Source organism: Streptomyces sp. NRRL F-5123 (genome assembly GCF_000721495.1).
GTDB lineage: Bacteria > Actinomycetota > Actinomycetes > Streptomycetales > Streptomycetaceae > Actinacidiphila.
Genome location: NZ_JOHY01000039.1, coordinates 65,364 through 83,639, shown reverse-complemented (window position 1 = coordinate 83,639; position 18,276 = coordinate 65,364). Strand labels below are relative to the sequence as shown.

Genomic DNA, 18,276 nt, shown 5'->3' with positions numbered 1-18,276 from the left:
AGACGGCATACGAGATTTCTGCCTGTCTCGTGGGCTCGGAGATGTGTATAAGAGACAGGGGTGGGGGCCAGGCGGCTGGGCGCGAGGGATTCCGCGGGGGTGGTGAAGGGGCGCGGCGCGCCCCGGGCGTCGAGGAGGGGCGGGCGGCGGGCGGGGGGGTGGGCCACCACGCCGAGGTAGCTCTCCCGGAAGGCGTCCACGGACGCGCCGACCGTGAAGAGGGCGAGCGCCCGTTCGCGGGCCGCGGCGCCGAGCCGGGCAGCGCGCCCGGGGCCGCGCAACAGGCCGAGGGTCGCCTCGGCGAGCGCCTTCGGATTGCGCGGCGGCACCACCAGCCCCGTCCCGCCGATGACCTCGCGCACCGCACCGACGTCCGTCGACACGGTCGGCCGCCCGCAGAACATCGCCTCGACCAGGCTCAGCGGAAAGCCTTCCGCGCAGCTCGACAGCACCACGACATCGCCCGCCGCATACGCGTCCGCAGCCTCCGGCGCACCCGGCGAGCCGATCTCCTCGAAGCTCACCGGGCTCTCCCCCACCGCGTGCGCGTCCGCCGCCTCGTCCGGGAAGAGCTGCGCCGCGAGCGTGCGGCAGTGGCCGAGGTAACCCGCTGCGCGCTCGTCCGCCGCCGGGGCGTGGAATATCCGCAGCCGCGCCTGCGGCTCCTCGCGGCGTATCGCGTCGAAGGAGTGCAGCAGCGCGATGAGGTCCTTCGCGGGGTCGGCCCGGCCCACCCACGCGACCGTGGGGTCCGCGTGCGCGGCCTGCTCCTCCGCGTTGGCCGCGGCCTCCGCCGCCGCCCCGGCCCGCGCGAAGCGCCCCGCGTCGATCCCGGGATGGATCGTGCGCATCCGCTCCCGCGGCGCCCCGCACCGCTCCTGCCAGCGGCGCACGTGCGCGGACCCGGGCGTGACGAGCGCGGCCTGCCGGTAGGCCTCGCCGGACAGCAGCCGGTGCAGGTCGCCGAGCAGCGCCCGTACGGCCGGGGGCAGCCCGGCTGCCCGGTGCGCGAGCAGTGCCTCACGTGCGCGGACGGTGTACTCGGTGACGATGAGCGGCGTACCGCAGAACCGTTTGGCCATCAGACCCGGCAGCGCGGCGGGCCCACCGGACACCGCATGGCACACGTCCACCGCGCCCAACTCCGCCGGGCCGTACCACTGCGCGGACAGCGGACGCAGCTGGCGCTCCAACTCGTCGACGACGGTCAGCAGCTCCGTCACCACGATGTCGCCGAGCACCGGGCGCACACCGGGCGCCCGGCACGCCGCCTCCAGCTCGACGAGCGCGTCGTCCCCGCGCAGCAGCGCGGACAGCACACCGGGGCGCTCCTGGGCGAGGTCCCCGAGGGCGTACAACCCGCAGGCGAAACGGTCCGCCCGCCGTGCGGAACTCCCCACGTCCGCACCCGCCAGCGCCCCCGCCAACTCGCGGAAACCCGTACGGAAGGCACCCCGCACCACCCGCCCGCCACCGGGCGCCTGAGCCGCCGGAGGACCCCACAACCGCTCCTGCCGCAGGCGGCCCACGTGGGACGGCATCTCGACCTGGCCGGCCGCCTCGGTCCGCGGCGAGCGGCTCAGGGCGTACACATCGAAGTCGTGGTGGGGCAGACCGCGCACGAGGCGGTCGCACCAGGCGCTTCCCTCACCTCTTGCGTACGGGTAGCCACCCTCGGTAAGCAATCCAATCCGCACGGGTCCGGCCCTTCTCGTCCGTCGCGCCCGGCGGGGTCGTGTCCCGCCCGGCGCGACGACCGTATTGCGCCGTCCGGGCATGGCGGCGGACGGTTGTCCGCGACGCCATCAAAAGGGGTGAACGGGCGTAACCTCTCCCAACGCCGGGCGTTGCGCCGCCTTCCGCGGGTGGGTATCGCGGCTTTCCGGCCGCTGGGGTGCCCGCGCCTGACGGCGCGGGGTGATTACCACCCCCACCACCGGTGCAGACGCGACCTCGACTGACGGCCCCCTGCGGCGGTGCACCAACGCCGGGGTCGAACCGCAGTCCCTCGCACACCCACCCCCACCGGCAGGCAGCCGCCGACGAAACGCAGGAGGGGGACGATCCGGGGGTGCCCCCGCAGGAATGCGCACCCACTCCCCTACCGACTCGGGGAGAGGTCGGACGCGCATTCCGAGGAGGTACCCCCGGAGTGGCCCCCGACCAAGCCCCGACAGGGGCGCCCGCCGGGTACACCGGGGGCGCGTGAGGGCACCTCCCAGGCGAAGCTCCGGGGGAGAACGGCGCGAACAACCACCCACCGGCGGACGATCGCGCAACGAACCGCACCACGCAGTGAGAAGCGCCTACGGATAAGGCCAAGCATTCGGCTCGCAGCTCGGCCCGCCGTTCAGCGAGAGGAACTTCGTCTGCTGCATCATCACGGGCGCCGGCGCCCCAGCCGTGGGGCACCCCGCGTGGTGGTGCCCCAACCGGTGCCCCACCTCGTGATTGATCAGCATCTGGCGATACGCGTGCATCAGCTCCGGCCCGAACGTATCCGCCCCCTGCGCCCAGCGGTACGCGTTGATCATCGTCCGCGGCGTCGAAGCCGCATCGCACGACACGTTGTCGATCGTCGTGTCGAGCCCCGCCCTCGCGCACCACTTCGCCGTCGTGCCGGGACTGGCCAGCGTCACGACGATGTCCGCGTCACCGGTGGCGACCCGCTCGAAGGTCATGGTGCCGCCGTGGCCCCAGCTGCGGTCGTCGTTGAGGGTGCGGAAGACGGTGTCGCTGAAGAGCTGCGGGTCCAGCGGGAGGCCGCGTTCGACGTCGACCCGGAAGGTCATGACCTTGCCCTTGCCGGGCGCGGCCTGGTGGCCGGGGACGGTGTCGAAGGCGCCGGAGAGCTTGAGGTCGGGGGCCAGCGGGTACTGCAGATCCATCTGCTGGGCGTACGTGAGCAGCGGCGCGGCCGACGTGGTGGGGGCCGCGCCGGTGCCGGGCGCGCCGGCGTACGAGGGGGTGGCCTCCGGCGAAGGGACGTCCGCGGTGGTGGGGTCGGGGCCGGGGTGCTTGCGCCCGAGGCCCGAGAGCGGGTTGCCGGTGGTGACGGCGGCGACGGTCACGACGGCCGCGGCGGCGATCCCGGTGATGCCCGTGATCGTCCAGGCCCGGCCGGGCCTGCGGCGGGGCGCGGTCTCGGCGGGTTCGGCCGGGAGGACGGGCCCCGGCTCGGCGGCGGGGGCGGAGACCGGAGCGGGCGGCTCGAAGGCGTCCAGGAACTCCTGCCGGGGCCGCGGCACACTGCGGCCCGGCGGGTGGACGCGCGGTCCGCGCAGCTCCGCGGCGGTGGCGGCGTCCTGCGCGGCCCAGCCCTCGGCCCATTCCTCGACGGGGTCGAAGGGCAGGTTGCGGCGCCGCACGGTGTCGTCGGCCCAGGTGTCGGGCGCGCCCCAGGCCGCGTGCTCGGGGTGCTCGGGGTGGTGCGGCGGCCGGGCGTCCAGGTGCCTCGGGCGTACGGCGGCGAAGGCGCCGGAGTCGACGAAGGGGTCGAACGGCTCGGTGTACGGCCCGACGGGTGTGCGCCGCCGGCGCCCGCTGCCGGGCGTACCCAGCGCGGTACCGGGAGGCGCGAAGGTCCCCACCCCCGGAGCGCCACCCGACCGCGGGATGCCCCCCGTTTCCGGAGAGCCCGCCGCACGCGAGGCGTCCCCCACCCGCGGAAGGCTCCCCGTCTCGGGGGAACCCCCCGCCGGCGTGAACGCATCGGCCTCCGGCGAGCCCCCCGGCTGCGGAAAGCCCGCCTGCGGGAAGCCGCCGGTCTGCGCGATGCGGTTGTCGGGGCCGTCCTGGCCGTCCCGCGCGCTGTGTTTGCCCACGCCCTCGATCAGCTCCCGCTTGCCGCAGTGCTCATGCCCGTCGACGTCCCCGGTGTGCCGGGGGCAGCCGCGGCGCCCGCCGCGCCCGCCGCACCCGGCGCGCCCGTCGCACCGGTCGCACCGGTCGTCGCCGAGACGCTACCCGCGGCGGCGCCGTCGTGGGGCCGGGCGGCGATTTCCTGGCGGAGATCGCGGAAAGCCCGGTCGACGAGCCGCGGGTGCTCCATCATGGCGACGTGCCCGCTGCCGGGGATGGTCAGCAGCCGCGGGTCGCGGAAGGTCCGGTAGGCGCGGCGTGCCATGCGGTAGGACACCAGCTTGTCGCGTACACCGTAGACCAGCAGCGTCGGCGCGAGGACGCGCTCGGCCTGCCGCCACAGGGCGTGCTGCCCACCCAGTGTGTACGCGTTGACGATGCCGCGGGTGGAGCGGATCGTCGCGTCCCAGAAGTACGGCAGGTCGATACGTCGCCGGTATTCGGCCGCCGCGGCGGCGCGCTCGGCGGGCCCGACGACCGAGGGGTCGGCGTAGCACAGCGACAGCAGCGCCTGGGTGCGGCGCTCCGCGGACCAGCGGCGGGTGGCCCGCAGGTAGAGCGCGGGGGTGCCGGGCAGGGCGGCGAGCGCGGTGGGCAGCGCGGTGGACTGGACGCGCAGTTCGGGAAGCGCGGGTGACACCAGCGTGAGGGTGCGGACGAGGTCGGGCCGGGCGGCGGCGACCTTGACGGCGACGGCGCCGCCCATCGAGTTGCCGAAGAGATGCACGGGCCCGCGGCCCTCGGCGTCCAGCAGCCGGACGACGGCACGGGCGTGCGCGGCGACGGAGTAGTCGCCGTCGTCGGGCGGCGGGGAATGGCCGAAACCCGGCAGGTCCGGCGCCTGGACGTCGAGGATGTCGTGGAGCGAGGCCATGAGCGCGGACCAGTTCTGCGACGAGCCGCCGAGGCCGTGCACGAACAGCGCGGGTTCGGCGGAGGCGGCGTCACGGGGGCCGTCCGCCGCGGGTTCGCGGGAGCGGACGAGCAGGCTGAGGCCGGAAAGCCGCACGGTCCTGGACGTCTCCCCGTCGGCGAGCACGGGGCCCGCCGGGGGTACGGACGCCGGAGGGGCGCCGGGTCGGGAGTAGTCCGTCGAGGCCATGGACCGATGTTACGAGACGATCACGTGAACGGTCGTGTGTTCGTCCGCACACAGGAGAACAGAACCGGCCGTCGGACGGTTGCCGCGCCGCGAATGGGTAGCCGACGGGTGAGCGCGCCGCCGCCCGGCCGGGGGGCGCGCGCCCGCGGTGCGCGCGCGTCCCCGTGCTCCTAGGCTCCGAGGAAGAGCCGCGCGGGGCGCACGGAGTGCCGCGGGGACGGGCCGGGAAGGGCCGGCGGAGGCCGGAGCGGGCCCGAACGCGAGCAACGCGAGGAAGGAGTGGCGTCATGTCCGACGAGATCCCCCGGATCGCACAGATCGAGCGGGAAGCCGACGAGGACGACAACGCCGCCGTGGAGAACGCGCACGGCGATCTGGAACTGGAGGCCCCGGAGGCCGACAGCGCCGAGCAGCGCACCGACCTGCTCCAGCACCGCGACGAGCCGGCCACCTCCTGGCCCGCGGACCGGGACGGGGAGGCCAACCCCGCGGACACCGCCGAGCAGCGCCGGGTGGTCGAGATGGACGAGGACGAGGACGAGGGCCGCCGGTGAACCGCACGTGTCCGGTCACCGGGCGCGTCCTGCGCGGTTCCAGTACGTGAGAATGTGCCGTCGTACGGCGCGCAGTCTCGTTACCCAAAAGTACGATGGCCAGCGCAACCCACGTTCCTTCGTTCATCCGTTCGTTCATCCGTTCGTTCCGCAGAATTGGGAGGCGGCGTGACAGCCATCGAGCAGACCCAGGCACGGCCGCGCGGCACCCGCCTGCCCCGCAGGGCCCGACGCGAGCAGCTCCTGGGCGCGGCCCAGGAGGTCTTCGTCGCGCAGGGTTATCACTCGGCCGCGATGGACGACATCGCCGAGCGGGCCGGCGTCAGCAAACCGGTGCTCTACCAGCACTTCCCGGGCAAGCTGGAGCTGTATCTCGCACTGCTGGACCAGCACTGCGAGTCACTGCTGCAGTCGGTGCGCGGCGCGCTGGAGTCCACGACGGACAACAAGAAGCGCGTCGAGGCGACGATGGACGCGTATTTCGCCTACGTCGAGGACGAGGGCGGCGCCTTCCGGCTGGTCTTCGAGTCCGACCTGACGAACGAGCCCGCGGTCCGGGAGCGGGTGGACAAGGTCTCGCTGCAGTGCGCCGAGGCGATCAGCGAGGTCATCGCGGAGGACACCGGGCTCGCGCGCGAGCACTCCATGCTGCTGGCGGTCGGGCTGGGCGGTGTCTCCCAGGTGGTGGCGCGCTACTGGCTGGCCAGCCGCAGCGAGGTGCCGCGGGACACCGCGGTGCAACTCCTGACGTCGCTGGCCTGGCGCGGCATCGCCGGCTTCCCGCTGCACGGCGCGGAGGGCCACCACGCCCCCGAGGACGGCCCGCGCTCCTGAGTCCCCTGCCGGCCGGACGGCGGTCCGGCCGGGTGTTCGCTCACGGCGTGTACGAGGCGCTGATCGCGCACCGTCCGGCCGGGCTACGCTGAGCAGCGTAACGGCGCGACCAACCGCGCACACCGCCAGACCATCGGAGGTAACCAAGCCGTGGAGGTCAAGATCGGCGTGCTGCACGCGCCGCGCGAGATCGTCATCGAGAGCGCGCAGTCGGTGGACGAGGTCGAGCAGGCCGTCGGCGACGCACTCGCCGGTGACGCCAAGCTGCTCAGCCTGGTCGACGAGCACGGGCGCAAGGTGCTCGTTCCCGCCGTTTTGCGCGGCCGTCCCTCCGGGTAGGACGTGAGTGCACAGGTCCGTCTCACCGCGCCGCTGGAGGGGATTGTGATCATCCTGCAGATCACCGGCTATGCCGTGCTCGGGCTGCTGGCGGCCTTCGCCGCCGCCCGGCTGTTCCCCTCCCGGCTTCCGGACGCCGGCCTGCTGCTGCTCACCGGCGTGATCGCCGCCCTGACGGGCGGCCTCGTCGCCTACACGGTCTTCGGCGGCGGCCACCCCGAGGCGAGCTTCGCGGCGGCCTTCGCGACGTCCGCCGCCGGCCTGAGCGTGATCGCCAGCCCCGCGAGGCGGGGGCGGCACGCGAAGGTCACCTCGCCGGGGGCGTGACCAGCGGGCCGACGTGCACGACCTTGGGCAGCTCGACCACCTTGACCGACGAGGGCGGCGGCACCGGCCCGCCCGGCCGCTGCCCGGGGTGGTCGACGACGCCGGTCGCCAGCAGTGCCGACCCCCTGACGGTGGTCTTCCCCTGCCAGTGGATCCGGTCGGTCGACCCGCGGTAGGCGTACGTCCTCGGGTCGAGGATCAGCTCGGCGTCGCTGGGCAGCCGGATGGCATGCTTCTCGTGGAGTTCGGTGAAGTGGAAGCCCACCGCGACACCGGGCCGCCCCTTGACGTCCCGGGCGCCGCGGTCCAGCAACTGGACGCCCGGGATCAGCGCGACCGCGCGGTAGAGGGCCGCGGTGACGTGCGGCGGCACCGCGTCGGGCAGCGACAGCAGGTCCGAGAGCAGGTCGAACTGCTCGTCGGGTGCGGTGAGGGGGACCGGTCCGGCGAAGAACGGGTCGCTGCTGAGCCTGCGCAGCAGGGCGTGCGGCTCGCCGGGCATCCGCGCCAGTCGCCGGAAGGTCTCCTGCGGCCAGTCGCCGGGCTCGCCGCGGTCGTACACCGGGGGCGTCGCCCCGCTGGGCAGCACGGTCACGACGACCGGGGCGGGTCCGTTCTTCGGAGCGTGGCCGAGCATCGCGGTCCGCGCGCCGTCGTAGCGCGTCCACTCCTCGTTGACGCGGCAGGTGTCGTGCGGGCAGTCGTACGTGCGCACGTACAGCCACTGGTCCGGGGCCGGCTGCGCGCCGCCCCTGGACTCCGCGTAGGTCGCGGCGGCTTCCAGCACCTGCGCCACCGTCCGGACGCGCGGCGCGGCTGCGGGTCCCGCCGCGCCGGGCCCCGCCCCGCCGGCCGCCGTCAGCACGCCCGCGGTGACGCCCGCCGCGGTCAGCGCGGCCAATGCCGCCCGGCGCGGGCGCGTACCGGCGGCGGCGCGGACCAGGAGCGCGAGGCGGCGGCTCCGCGGGGAGCCGTCCGCGACGGCGTTCAGCAGCTTCCAGCGCCCGGCGGCGAGCCGGGCCGCGTCCGGCGCAGGGGCGTCGGCGCGCAGTTCGCGCAGCGCAGTCATCTCATCCATGGTCGTCCCCCTCCGGGGTGAGCTGCGGGTCGATGCCGGGGAGCGCGGCGCGCATCTTGCGCCGGGCGCGGTTCAGCCGGGAGCGCACGGTGCCCAGCGGGATGCCGAGGGCGGTGGCGACCTCCTCGTACGAGAGGTCGGCCCAGGCGATGAGGAGCAGCACGTGCCGGTCGCCCTGGGAGAGCGAGCGCAGGGCCGCGGCGAGTGCGGCGCCGGAGGCCTGGGCGGTGACACGGCCCTCGACGGCGTCGGTGTCGGGCGTGAAGCTGCGGGCGACGGGGTCGGCACCGGTCCTGGCCCAGGCCCGGTAGGCGCGCTGCTCGCTGCGGTGGTGCCGGCTGATGAGGTTCGCGGCGATGCCGTAGAGCCAGGGGCGCGCCTCGGGGCGGCTCATGTCGTAGCGCTCGCGGCGGCGGAAGGCGATCAGGAAGGTCTCGCCGACCACGTCGTCCGCGAGGTCGGCGCCGAGCCGCCGGGTGACGTAGCGGTGCAGGCCGGCGGCATGCCGGTCGTAGAGCCCGGCGAAGGCCTCGGGCTCCCGGGTGGACCGCGCGATGAGCGCGGCGTCGGCGGAGGCGGAGGCCGGGACGGAGGCGGGAGAAGCCGGGGCGGGCGCGCCCGGCGCGCCCGCCGGGCCGTCCGGTAAGGCGGGCGGTCCCTGCGCGGGGGAGGGCCGTAGGGGAGCGATCACGGGACTCCGTTCTCGGAGGTTCTCGGGTGCGGTACGGGCCCGCCCGCGGCGGGCCCACCCTTTCTCTCCCGAAGTCCCGGATCGGGTTCACGGCTCCCGCCGGACGCGGCTGCCGCGCTGCTACGCGGCCAGGCCCAGCGCCGCCATCCGCTTGGTGTGCGCCTCGGTGATCCGGGAGAACATCCGGCCGACCTCGGCCAGGTCGAAGCCGTCGGCGACCCCGCCGACCAGCATCGTCGAGAGCGCGTCCCGGTCGGCGACCACGCGCTGCGCCTGCGACAGCGCCTCGCCCATCAGCCGCCGCGCCCACAGCGCGAGCCGGCCGCCGACACGCGGGTCCGCGTCGATCGCGGCGCGCACCTTCTCGACCGCGAAGCTCGCGTGCCCGGTGTCGTCGAGGACGGCGAGCACCAGGGTGCGGGTGTCGCCGTCCAGCCGGACGGCGACCTCGCGGTAGAAGTCGGACGCGATCGAGTCGCCTACGTACGCCTTGACCAGGCCCTCCAGCCAGTCCGACGGCGCGGTCTGGCGGTGGAAGTCGTCCAGCGCGGTCGCGAAGGGCTCCATCGCCTCGTGGGCCGCCTCGCCGACCTCGGTGAGCCGGTCGCGCAGCCGCGCGAAGTGGTGGAACTCGGCGGCGGCCATCGCGGCCAGCTCCGCCTTGTCCTCCAGGGTCGGTGCGAGCTTCGCGTCCTCCGCGAGCCGTTCGAACGCGGCCAGCTCGCCGTATGCCAGCGCGCCCAGCAGATCGACGACCGCGGCGCGGTAGCGCGGGTCCGCGGCGGCCGCCGCCCAGTCCTGCGCGGCGATCCCGGTCGGCTTCGCCTCCTCCCCGGTCGTGTCCGCGGGCGTGGCGGGCTCCGCCGGCTCGGAGCCGGCGGGCTTGGTGGTGTCGTCAGGCGTCTCCATGCGGGGCACAATAACCAAGTCGCGGGTGCGCGCCGACACCCTCCGCGTGACCCGATGATGTCCCGAACGAAACATTTGAACGGGTGCAGCTACGTGTTTCCGGGGTAGAGTGGTAATGCACCCGCCGTTCACCGGCCTGGTTCCTGTCCGGATCCGGTCCGGTTCTTTTCCCCGGCGGGCGACGTGTGCAACACCTGGATGCCCGGTCGGTGGCCCGATCGGCTCCGCCCCGACCGCCCTCCCGTCATCGGGAGGGGCCCACTCGCGGCACAGCGAGGGCAGCGGTCCCGCGCTTCGCAGCCCCAGGCTGTACGACACCTCTGCGCGGTCAGTGACCCGCACCGGTTCCGCCGGTGCGCCCGGCCACTCGACCCCCCTTGCCGGACAGTGCCGCGTCTCACAGAAGAGGCAAGCATCCTGACCACCACGACCCCCACGACATTTCGCAGTCTCGGCATCCTCCCGGAGACGGCCGAGGCCCTCGAAGCCGTAGGCATCACCACGCCCTTCCCGATCCAGGAGATGACGCTCCCGGTCGCCCTCGCGGGCAACGACGTCATCGGCCAGGCCAAGACCGGCACGGGCAAGACCCTCGGCTTCGGCCTCCCGCTGCTGGAGCGCGTCACCGTCGCCGCCGACGTCGAAGCCGGCCGCGCCACGCCCGAGCAGCTGACCGACATGCCGCAGGCGCTCATCGTCGTCCCCACCCGTGAGCTGTGCCAGCAGGTGACCAACGACCTGCTCACCGCGGGCAAGGTCCGCGCGGTCCGCGTGCAGGCCATCTACGGCGGCCGCGCGTACGAGCCGCAGGTCGAGGCGCTGAAGAAGGGCGTCGACGTGATCGTCGGCACCCCGGGCCGGCTGCTGGACCTCGCCGGCCAGAAGAAGCTCAGCCTGCGCCAGGTCCGCACCCTGGTGCTGGACGAGGCCGACGAGATGCTCGACCTGGGCTTCCTGCCCGACGTCGAGAAGATCATGGCGATGCTGCCGGCCAAGCGGCAGACGATGCTGTTCTCGGCCACCATGCCGGGCGCGGTCATCAGCCTGGCCCGCCGCTACATGTCGCAGCCCACCCACATCCGCGCGACCGCGCCGGACGACGAGGGCGCGACGGTCGCGAACACCACGCAGCACGTCTTCCGTGCCCACTCCCTCGACAAGGTCGAGCTGGTCTCCCGGATCCTGCAGGCCGACGGCCGCGGCCTGGCGATGATCTTCTGCCGCACCAAGCGCACCGCCGCCGACGTGGCCGAGCAGCTGGAGCGCCGCGGCTTCGCCTCCGGCGCCGTGCACGGCGACCTCGGCCAGGGCGCCCGCGAGCAGGCGCTGCGCGCCTTCCGCAACGGCAAGGTCGACGTCCTCGTCTGCACCGACGTGGCCGCGCGCGGCATCGACGTCGAGGGCGTCACGCACGTCGTCAACTACCAGACGCCCGAGGATGAGAAAACCTATCTGCACCGCATCGGCCGCACCGGTCGCGCGGGCGCGTCGGGTACCGCGATCACGCTCGTCGACTGGGACGACATCCCGCGCTGGCAGCTGATCAACAAGGCGCTCGACCTCTCCTTCAACGACCCGGAGGAGACCTACTCGACGTCGCCGCATCTGTACGAGCTGCTGGGCATCCCGGTCGGCACGAAGGGCATACTGCCCCGGGCCGAGCGCACCCGCGCGGGTCTCGACGCAGAAGAGGTCGAGGACCTGGGCGAGACCGGCGGCCGCGGCGGCGGCGGTGGCCGCAGCGGCGGCCGGGGCCGCGGCGGACGTACGGGCCCTGCGCCCGCCGCCGAGGAGCGCCAGCCCCGCGCCCCCCGCACCCCGCGGCAGCGCCGCCGGACGCGCGGCGGCCAGTCGGGCGCCGAGGGCGCCGAGGGCGCCGAGAACGCCGTCGCCGGTACGGAGACGGCCGCCGAGGCCGCCGAGCCGGCCGCCGGCGGAGCGCGTACTCCGCGCCGCCGCCGCCGGACGCGCAACGGAGCCGCCGGGTCGGCCGTGACGCCGGTGGCGCCCGCGGCCGAGACGGTCGAGGTGCCTGCGACGCCGGTCGCCGAGGAGGCTCCCGCCGCTCCGGCTACCGCTCCCGAGGAGGCGCCGAAGGCTCCGCGCCGCCGGACCCGCAAGGCCGCGGCGCCGGCTGCGGAGGCCGAGGCCGTGGCCGTGGCCGTGCCGGTGACGCCGGTCGAGCCCGCCACGGAGGAGGACGCGGCTCCCAAGCGCCGCCGGACGCGCAAGGCCGCGGCCCCCGCCGCCGAGGCCGTCGCCGAGCCGGTCACGCCGGTCACGCCGGTCGCCGACGAGGCCCCCGCCGCGCCCCGCCGCCGCACCCGCAAGGCCGCCGAGGTCGTCCCGGCTCCCGCCGAGGCGCCGGAAGCCGAGGAGGCCCCGAAGGCACCGCGCCGCCGCACCCGCAAGGCTGCCGAGGTCGTCCCGGCTCCCGCCGAGGCGCCGGAGGGCGAGGACGCCCCGAAGGCACCGCGCCGCCGCACCCGCAAGGCCGCGGCCCCGGCCGAGCAGGACGCCTGACGGTCCGGCCACGTAACACCGAGCACCCCCGGCCCCATCCGGCCGGGGGTGTTTCATGCCGAGCGGCAACCTCTCGGACATATGCACCGCGTAATCTCGCTGCATGAGCCGACCGACCACCCTGGATCTGCCGGCGCACGCCTCGGCGCGCCGGCTGGAGACCTCCCGCGGTTCCTTCGCCGCCCTCGACGCCCCGTCGGCGCCCGAGGCGCCCGCGGCCCGCGGCACCGCGCTGCTCGTCCCCGGTTTCACGGGCAGCAAGGAGGACTTCCTCGACCTGCTCGCCCCGCTGTCCGCCGCGGGCTTCCGGGTCGTCGCGGTGGACGGCCGCGGCCAGTACGAGTCGGGCGGCCCCCGCGACGAGGCCGCGTACGCGCAGGACCAGCTCGCCGCCGACGTCACCGCGCAGGGCGCCGCGCTCGCCGCCGCCACCGACGGCGGCCCGCTGCACGTCCTGGGCCACTCCCTCGGCGGCCACATCGTCCGGGCGGCGCTGCTGGCGGACGGCCCCGGCCCCTGGTCGTCGGTCACCCTCATGAGTTCGGGCCCGGCGGCGATCACCGCGGCCCAGCAGGTCAGGACGCAGCTGCTGATCGACCACCTGCCGACCATGGACATGGAGACGGCCTGGTGGGCGATGCGCTCGCTGGACGCGGAGAGCTCCGGCGCCCCGGCCGGCAACGTCGTCGAGGTCCCCGCCGACGCGGGCACGGCGTGGCTCGACGACTTCCTGCACCGCCGCTGGGTCGCGACCGTGCCCGAACAGCTGATCGCCACGGCACGCCAGTTGATGACAGAACGGGATCGAGTGGCGGAACTTGCCGCCATCCCCCTGCCGAAGCTCGTACTGTCCGGAGAGGTGGACTACGCCTGGCCGGTCCCGCTGCTGGACACGATGGCGGAGCGGCTCGGCGCCAGGCGCGTCGTCGTCAAGGGCGCGGAGCACTCCCCCAACGCCGAGCGGCCGGTCGAGACGGCTGCCGCGCTCACGGCGTTCTGGACCGGCGAGAGCGACGCGACGGATAACTAGTCGGCTCCGCGCAGATTTTTATTTAGGGTAGGGAATGTTTTGAAGGGGGTGTTCGTTGACCACACATGTAACGAGGGACGAAGGGAGAAGCCCCATGCGCTTCGAGATCATGCGACTTGACGATCGGAACGGCGACGCAGTGGACAGCACCGTGGTCGACGCCTCCGCGGTCAACAAGATCGTGCAGCAGGCTGCCGCCCTCGGCCAGCGCATCTACATCCGCCCCGCCGAAGGCATCGCGGACTGACGCCGACCGACCGCCGCACGCACCGGCGCCCCGTACATCTCCTACGTACGGGGCGCTTTCGCGTGGTCCGCGGGGACGGTCAGCCGCCCTGGCCGTGGACGAAGCCCAGCACACCGTTGGCGACGGACTGCACGGCGATCGCCGACAGCAGCATGCCGGACAGCCGTGTCACCAGCACCACGCCGCCCTCCTTGATGAGCCGGATGATCGCCAGCGAGTAGCGCATCGTCAGCCACAGCACGACGTGCATCGCCAGGATCGCCAGCCACACCGAGGTCTGCTGCGCGAAGCCGTCCGCGTGCTGCACGGCGAGGATCACCGTGACGATCGCCCCCGGCCCCGCGAGCAGCGGCATCCCCAGCGGCACGAGCGCCACGTTGACGTCCCGCGTCTGCGTCGGCTCGTCCGCCTTGCCGGTCAGCAGGTCCAGCGCGATGAGCAGGAGCAGCAGCCCGCCCGCGATCCGCAGCGCGGGCACGGACACGTGCAGGTAGTCCAGGATCTGCTGCCCGCACAGCCCGAACACCACGATCACGCCGAACGCGACGCCCGCGGCCTGCGCCGCCATCCGCCGCTGGACCTTGGCCGCCCGCCCGGAGGTGAGGGCGAGGAAGATCGGTGTGATGCCGGGCGGGTCCATGATCACGAACAGCGTGAAGAACACGGACCCGAAGAGGGTGAGGTCGAACATGGCTGAGCTTTCGTCGTGAGCTGAAGGTGTCTCGCTGCCTTGCGCAGTCGGGCGCGCGGCTGCGCCGCCGGGTACTCCAGGTGCGCGCGGGGGTACCCCCACGCGGCCCCGAAACGCTCGCCCCGCGCAGCACAAATGCAGGCCCCGCGGGGCCAGTGCTGTGACCGGGAGGGTTCACCGGCTTGCGACGCCCGGCACGGCACCTCGCTGCGTTGCCGCACCGACCGAGCAGGCCCGCTACGAGGCCGATCGGCGCCTGGCGACGCACCGTACCGGACGCCGCGAGCTACCGGTGAACCCTCCCGGTCACAGCACTAGACCGCGGAGATGGGCTCCGCCCCCGTCGCGCGGGCGGCGATGTCGGCCAGCACCTCCGGAGGAGTGGTGCATGCCCCGAGGGGCACGGTCTTCCGGGTCCCGTGGTAGTCGGACGAGCCCGTCGCCAGAAGGCGAAGCTCACGCGCGAGCCCGCGCAACCGCTCGCGCGTGGCGGGCTCGTGGTCGACGTGGTCGACCTCGAGACCGTCGAGCCCGGCGGCGGCGAGTTCCGCGATCACCTCGTCCGGCACGGTCTCGCCGCGCTTGTGGGCGCCCGGGTGGGCGAAGACGGTCACACCGCCCGCCGCCTTGACGAGGCGGACCGCCTCGAAGGGGTCGAACTCCGCCTTCTCGACGTAGACCCGCCCGTCGTTGGCGAGCCACTCGGAGGTGAAGGCGTCGGAGACGGTCGGGACGACGCCCAGCTCGACCATGGCGGTGGCGATGTGCGGGCGGCCCACGGAGCCGTCCCCGGCGATCCGGGCGACCTGCTCCCAGGTGACGGGCACGCCGAGCTCCTGGAGCTTGGCGACCATGCCGTGGGCGCGCGGCACGCGGTCGTCGCGGACGAGTTCGCGCGCCTCGTGCAGCCGCGGCTCGGCGGGGTCGAAGAGGTAGGCCAGCATGTGCATGCTGATGCCGCCGACCTTGCAGGACAGCTCCGCGCCGGTGACGAGGGTGAGGCGGGTGCCGGCGAGCGCGGCGGCGGCCTCGGCGTACCCGGAGACGGTGTCGTGGTCGGTGAGGGCGACGACGTCGAGCCCGGCCGCCGCGGCATTCCGTACCAGCTCGGTGGGGCTGTCGGTGCCGTCGGAGGCCGTGGAGTGGGTGTGCAGGTCGATGCGCACGGCACGGGCTCCCGGAAGACGGCGCGGACAGCGGATGAAGCCAAGGATAGCGCCCGTCCGGGCCTGCGATTCGCAGGTGCTGTAGGGGTCAGGCCAGCAGCTTGGGGGTGAGTGCGCCGCAGGGCAGGAGGTCGACCTCGGCTCCGGCGTCGCGCAGGTCGGTGAGGACGACCTCGTCGTACATCAGCAGGCCGGTCTCCTCGGGCCAGACGATGGCCCACAGCCACAGCCCGCGGGCCTCGCCGGCGAAGACGACGCGGTCGTCGGGGGCGCCGGCGACGTGCCACAGGGCGGTGGGGCGGCCGGCCGCGAGGACCTTGGCGTGCGGGGGCTTGTCGACGCACATGTTGGGCCCGGGGTCGGGGCCGTCGATCCCGGCGTAGCGGGCGCCGAGGCCGACGCCCAGCTCCTCCGCGACGAGCATCAGCTCGCCGGGGCCGCCGAAGGGCCCGGGGCCGGAGCAGGCCACCGCGGTGGCGCGGCCGCCGCTGCGGTCGTCACCGGCGGAGGCCACACCCGAGAAGAGCCAGCCGACGGGCAGCGGCCACGGCATCCACACCGGCACCTGCGACCGGTGCACGACCACGCCGAGGCCTTCGACGCTCGGCGGGACGACCGGCTGCAGCGGATACACGGCGCCGTGCACGTCGCACTGCCAGGAGTCGGCAAGCGTCCGGTGCGGTGCGTCGCAAGGCGCCGGATCGGCCTCGTAGTGGGCCTACTCGGTCGATGCGGCAACGCAGCGAGGTGCCGTACCGGGCGTCGCAAGCCGGTGAACCCTCCTGGTCACAGCACTGGGGGCTCGCCCTACGCGGAAAGGGGCACCGCCGCGCGGACCGGGTCCGTCAGGTCCGTGCCGTGCTCGGCCCACAGTGCGTGCAGGGCCTGCGGGCCCTTCGCCCGCTTGTACGCCGCCTCCGCCGGGGTGAGGGGGAGGAGCGGGAAGAAGCTGACCGGGTCGCGGGGGGCGGGGAGCGGGAGGTCGGGGACGAGCGCGCCGGGGGCGCCGGCGAGGAACGCCGTGAAGGGCGCCCCCGGCCACAGCGGCTCGCCGAAGTCCAGCGTGCTGCCGTCCGCCAGGACGAGGCCCTCGACCTGCGGGGACGCCGCCGCCGCCGCGAGGGACCTGAGCACCGGCGAGGTGTCCGCGCGCCCGGCCCGTACGGTCAGGTGAACTTCCGCGCGGGGCCCGCGCAGCGGGTCGGCGACCGGCGCGAGCGGGTCGGCCATGGGCTGGGCCGACATGCCGAGCGTGGCGTAGCGGCGCAACTCCCCCTGCGTGAAACGCAGCACCTCGATGCGCTCGGCCCCGAGGAAGGTCACCGACGCGCGGGCGTCGGGCTCGCCGAAGGCGGAGCGGAGGCGTTCCTCGACCATGTCCAGAATGTCACCCATACGGGGAGCATAGAGCGCGTTCGGATCGCACAGGCGGTGCGGTGGGCGTACCCTCGGCTTGCTAAAGTGTGGCGTTCGCGAAGTCATCCCCCAGCGGGGAACGGCCGGAGGAGGTGGGGACTGACATGGATCCCAGTCGACCGTGCAGTACCGGCCGCTCTTCCCTCGCCGCCCCGCGCGCAGTGTGACCCGCTGAGCCTCCCGCGTTCCTTCCCCGGCCTGTGTGCCGTGAAACGCGGATCGTCACGGCCTGTCCGCCCGCGGAGTGTTCCGCTTCGGGAGAGCGCGCCCTGAACTGCCTGTGATCAACCGTTTCTGATCCACATCAGCAGCTTTTCAGTTCAGTGCGGCGTGATGCCGTCGGCCAGTCCGTGAAGGAGCTTGCCATGTCGATGATCCGTGACCTTCGCGCAGTTGTCCGCCCTGCCCTGCGCAAGTCCCCGGCGAACCACGACTACGGCCCGACACGTGACACCGCGACGGCCACCAGCGCGGTCGTGGACTGCGCGGTCTACCGCGACGGGGTGCGCTGCCCGGACATCGTCGGGCTGCGCGAGGCGCTCGCCTCGGTGCGTGCCGACCGCTCGTCCGACCAGTGCGACGGCAGCGACGGCTTCGTGTGGATCGGCCTGCACGAGCCGACCGAGCAGGAGTTCGCGGGCATCGCCGAGGAGTTCGGCCTGCACCCGCTGGCCGTCGAGGACGCGGTGCACGCCCACCAGCGGCCCAAGCTGGAGCGCTACGACAACTCGCTCTTCACCGTCTTCAAGACGATCCGCTACGTCGAGCACGCCGAACTCACCGCGACCAGCGAGGTCGTGGAGTCCGGCGAGGTCATGGTCTTCACCGGCCGGTATTTCGTCATCACCGTGCGGCACGGCGGCCACGGCTCGCTGCGGGCGCTCCGGCACCGGCTGGAGGACGACCCCGAGCTGCTCGCCAAGGGCCCCTCGGCGGTGCTGCACGCCATCTCCGACCAGGTCGTCGACGACTACCTGGCCGTGACGGACGCGGTGCAGGACGACATCGACGAGGTCGAGATCGACGTCTTCTCCGCCGAGCCCGGCAAGTCCTCGCGGGGCGGCGACGCGGGCCGGATCTACCAGCTCAAGCGCGAGGTGCTGGAGTTCAAGCGCGCGGTGTCCCCGCTGCTGCGGCCGATGCAGATGCTGGGCGAGCGCCCGATGCGGCTGGTCGACCCGGAGATCCAGAAGTACTTCCGGGACGTCGCCGACCACGTCGCCCGCGTCCACGAGCAGGTCACCGGCTTCGACGACCTGCTCAACTCGATCCTCCAGGCCAACCTGGCGCAGGCCACCGTCGTGCAGAACGAGGACATGCGCAAGATCACCGCGTGGGCCGCCATCCTGGCCGTCCCCACGATGATCACCGGCGTCTACGGCATGAACTTCGACCACATGCCGGAGCTGCGCTGGCGGTACGGCTACCCGATGGTGCTGGGCGTGATCCTGGCCATCTGCTACGCCATCCACCGCGGCTTCCGCCGCAACGGCTGGCTGTAGCCGGGC

The 18,276-nt window shown here is 73.9% G+C and carries 17 protein-coding genes and 1 pseudogene; 8 read left to right on the top strand and 10 right to left on the bottom strand.

Annotation, left to right across the window (positions count from 1 at the left end):
- The 3 genes from IH54_RS0126720 to IH54_RS0126710 form a co-directional block, all read right to left on the bottom strand.
- A partial coding sequence (locus tag IH54_RS0126720) for a DUF3492 domain-containing protein (protein WP_078862543.1) occupies window positions 1-1,697 on the bottom strand: 1,697 nt, incomplete at its 3' end.
- 609 nt (window positions 1,698-2,306) lie between these two features.
- Window positions 2,307-3,590, bottom strand: coding sequence for a DUF3152 domain-containing protein (locus IH54_RS0126715; RefSeq protein ID WP_159012078.1), 1,284 nt, complete (start codon window positions 3,588-3,590; stop codon window positions 2,307-2,309).
- Window positions 3,591-3,832: 242 nt separating this feature from the next.
- Window positions 3,833-4,963, bottom strand: coding sequence for an alpha/beta fold hydrolase (locus IH54_RS0126710; protein ID WP_031521488.1), 1,131 nt, complete (start codon window positions 4,961-4,963; stop codon window positions 3,833-3,835).
- A gap of 287 nt (window positions 4,964-5,250) precedes the next feature.
- On the opposite strand from IH54_RS0126710, the gene IH54_RS0126705 reads away from it, so the two are divergent.
- The 4 genes from IH54_RS0126705 (at window position 5,251) to IH54_RS0126690 (ending at window position 7,017) form a co-directional block, all read left to right on the top strand.
- Window positions 5,251-5,517 carry a hypothetical protein gene (locus tag IH54_RS0126705; RefSeq protein WP_031521486.1) on the top strand — a complete coding sequence of 89 codons (267 nt, stop codon included), beginning with the start codon at window positions 5,251-5,253 and terminating at the stop codon, window positions 5,515-5,517.
- A gap of 168 nt (window positions 5,518-5,685) precedes the next feature.
- Window positions 5,686-6,351, top strand: a complete 666-nt coding sequence (locus tag IH54_RS0126700; protein ID WP_031521484.1) for a TetR/AcrR family transcriptional regulator — start codon at window positions 5,686-5,688, stop codon at window positions 6,349-6,351.
- A 150-nt stretch (window positions 6,352-6,501) separates the two neighbouring features.
- The gene (locus IH54_RS0126695) at window positions 6,502-6,690 is read left to right on the top strand and encodes a DUF3107 domain-containing protein (protein WP_052397897.1); all 189 of its coding nucleotides are present in this window, start codon (window positions 6,502-6,504) and stop codon (window positions 6,688-6,690) included.
- Between the two features lie 3 nt (window positions 6,691-6,693).
- On the top strand, window positions 6,694-7,017 hold the full coding sequence (locus IH54_RS0126690) for a hypothetical protein (protein ID WP_159012076.1): 324 nt from the start codon (window positions 6,694-6,696) through the stop codon (window positions 7,015-7,017).
- Here IH54_RS0126690 and IH54_RS0126685 read toward each other — a convergent pair.
- From IH54_RS0126685 to IH54_RS0126675, 3 genes are all read right to left on the bottom strand, one after another.
- The gene (locus IH54_RS0126685; protein ID WP_159012074.1) at window positions 6,998-8,095 is read right to left on the bottom strand and encodes a CU044_5270 family protein; all 1,098 of its coding nucleotides are present in this window, start codon (window positions 8,093-8,095) and stop codon (window positions 6,998-7,000) included. The two genes, IH54_RS0126690 and IH54_RS0126685, sit on opposite strands and share 20 nt — an antisense overlap.
- Window positions 8,088-8,651, bottom strand: a complete 564-nt coding sequence (locus IH54_RS0126680; protein WP_031521476.1) for an RNA polymerase sigma factor — start codon at window positions 8,649-8,651, stop codon at window positions 8,088-8,090. Before IH54_RS0126680 ends, IH54_RS0126685 begins: the two co-directional genes overlap by 8 nt.
- 255 nt (window positions 8,652-8,906) lie before the next feature.
- A complete protein-coding gene (locus tag IH54_RS0126675) occupies window positions 8,907-9,695 on the bottom strand; it encodes a ferritin-like fold-containing protein (protein ID WP_031521474.1) in 789 nt (262 codons plus the stop codon).
- A 387-nt stretch (window positions 9,696-10,082) separates the two neighbouring features.
- Here IH54_RS0126675 and IH54_RS0126670 point away from each other — a divergent pair, with 387 nt between their 5' ends.
- The 3 genes from IH54_RS0126670 to IH54_RS46295 all read left to right on the top strand — a co-directional run bounded on the left by IH54_RS0126670 (window position 10,083) and on the right by IH54_RS46295 (window position 13,495).
- Window positions 10,083-12,218, top strand: a complete 2,136-nt coding sequence (locus tag IH54_RS0126670) for a DEAD/DEAH box helicase (protein WP_107060263.1) — start codon at window positions 10,083-10,085, stop codon at window positions 12,216-12,218.
- 103 nt (window positions 12,219-12,321) lie between these two features.
- On the top strand, window positions 12,322-13,248 hold the full coding sequence (locus IH54_RS0126665) for an alpha/beta fold hydrolase (protein WP_031521470.1): 927 nt from the start codon (window positions 12,322-12,324) through the stop codon (window positions 13,246-13,248).
- A 109-nt stretch (window positions 13,249-13,357) separates the two neighbouring features.
- Window positions 13,358-13,495, top strand: coding sequence for a hypothetical protein (locus IH54_RS46295; protein ID WP_199923468.1), 138 nt, complete (start codon window positions 13,358-13,360; stop codon window positions 13,493-13,495).
- A gap of 79 nt (window positions 13,496-13,574) precedes the next feature.
- Here IH54_RS46295 and IH54_RS0126655 read toward each other — a convergent pair whose 3' ends face one another.
- From IH54_RS0126655 to IH54_RS0126640, 4 genes and pseudogenes are all read right to left on the bottom strand, one after another.
- On the bottom strand, window positions 13,575-14,186 hold the full coding sequence (locus IH54_RS0126655) for a MarC family protein (RefSeq protein ID WP_031521469.1): 612 nt from the start codon (window positions 14,184-14,186) through the stop codon (window positions 13,575-13,577).
- A gap of 314 nt (window positions 14,187-14,500) precedes the next feature.
- A complete protein-coding gene (locus IH54_RS0126650; protein ID WP_031521467.1) occupies window positions 14,501-15,352 on the bottom strand; it encodes a PHP domain-containing protein in 852 nt (283 codons plus the stop codon).
- 88 nt (window positions 15,353-15,440) lie between these two features.
- Window positions 15,441-16,019: pseudogene (locus IH54_RS0126645) on the bottom strand (DUF6758 family protein); the annotation flags it as partial.
- A 140-nt stretch (window positions 16,020-16,159) separates the two neighbouring features.
- Window positions 16,160-16,747, bottom strand: a complete 588-nt coding sequence (locus IH54_RS0126640; RefSeq protein ID WP_031521463.1) for a suppressor of fused domain protein — start codon at window positions 16,745-16,747, stop codon at window positions 16,160-16,162.
- 386 nt (window positions 16,748-17,133) lie between these two features.
- On the opposite strand from IH54_RS0126640, the gene IH54_RS0126635 reads away from it, so the two are divergent.
- A complete protein-coding gene (locus tag IH54_RS0126635; protein ID WP_031521461.1) occupies window positions 17,134-18,270 on the top strand; it encodes a magnesium and cobalt transport protein CorA in 1,137 nt (378 codons plus the stop codon).
- Window positions 18,271-18,276 lie beyond the last annotated feature (6 nt).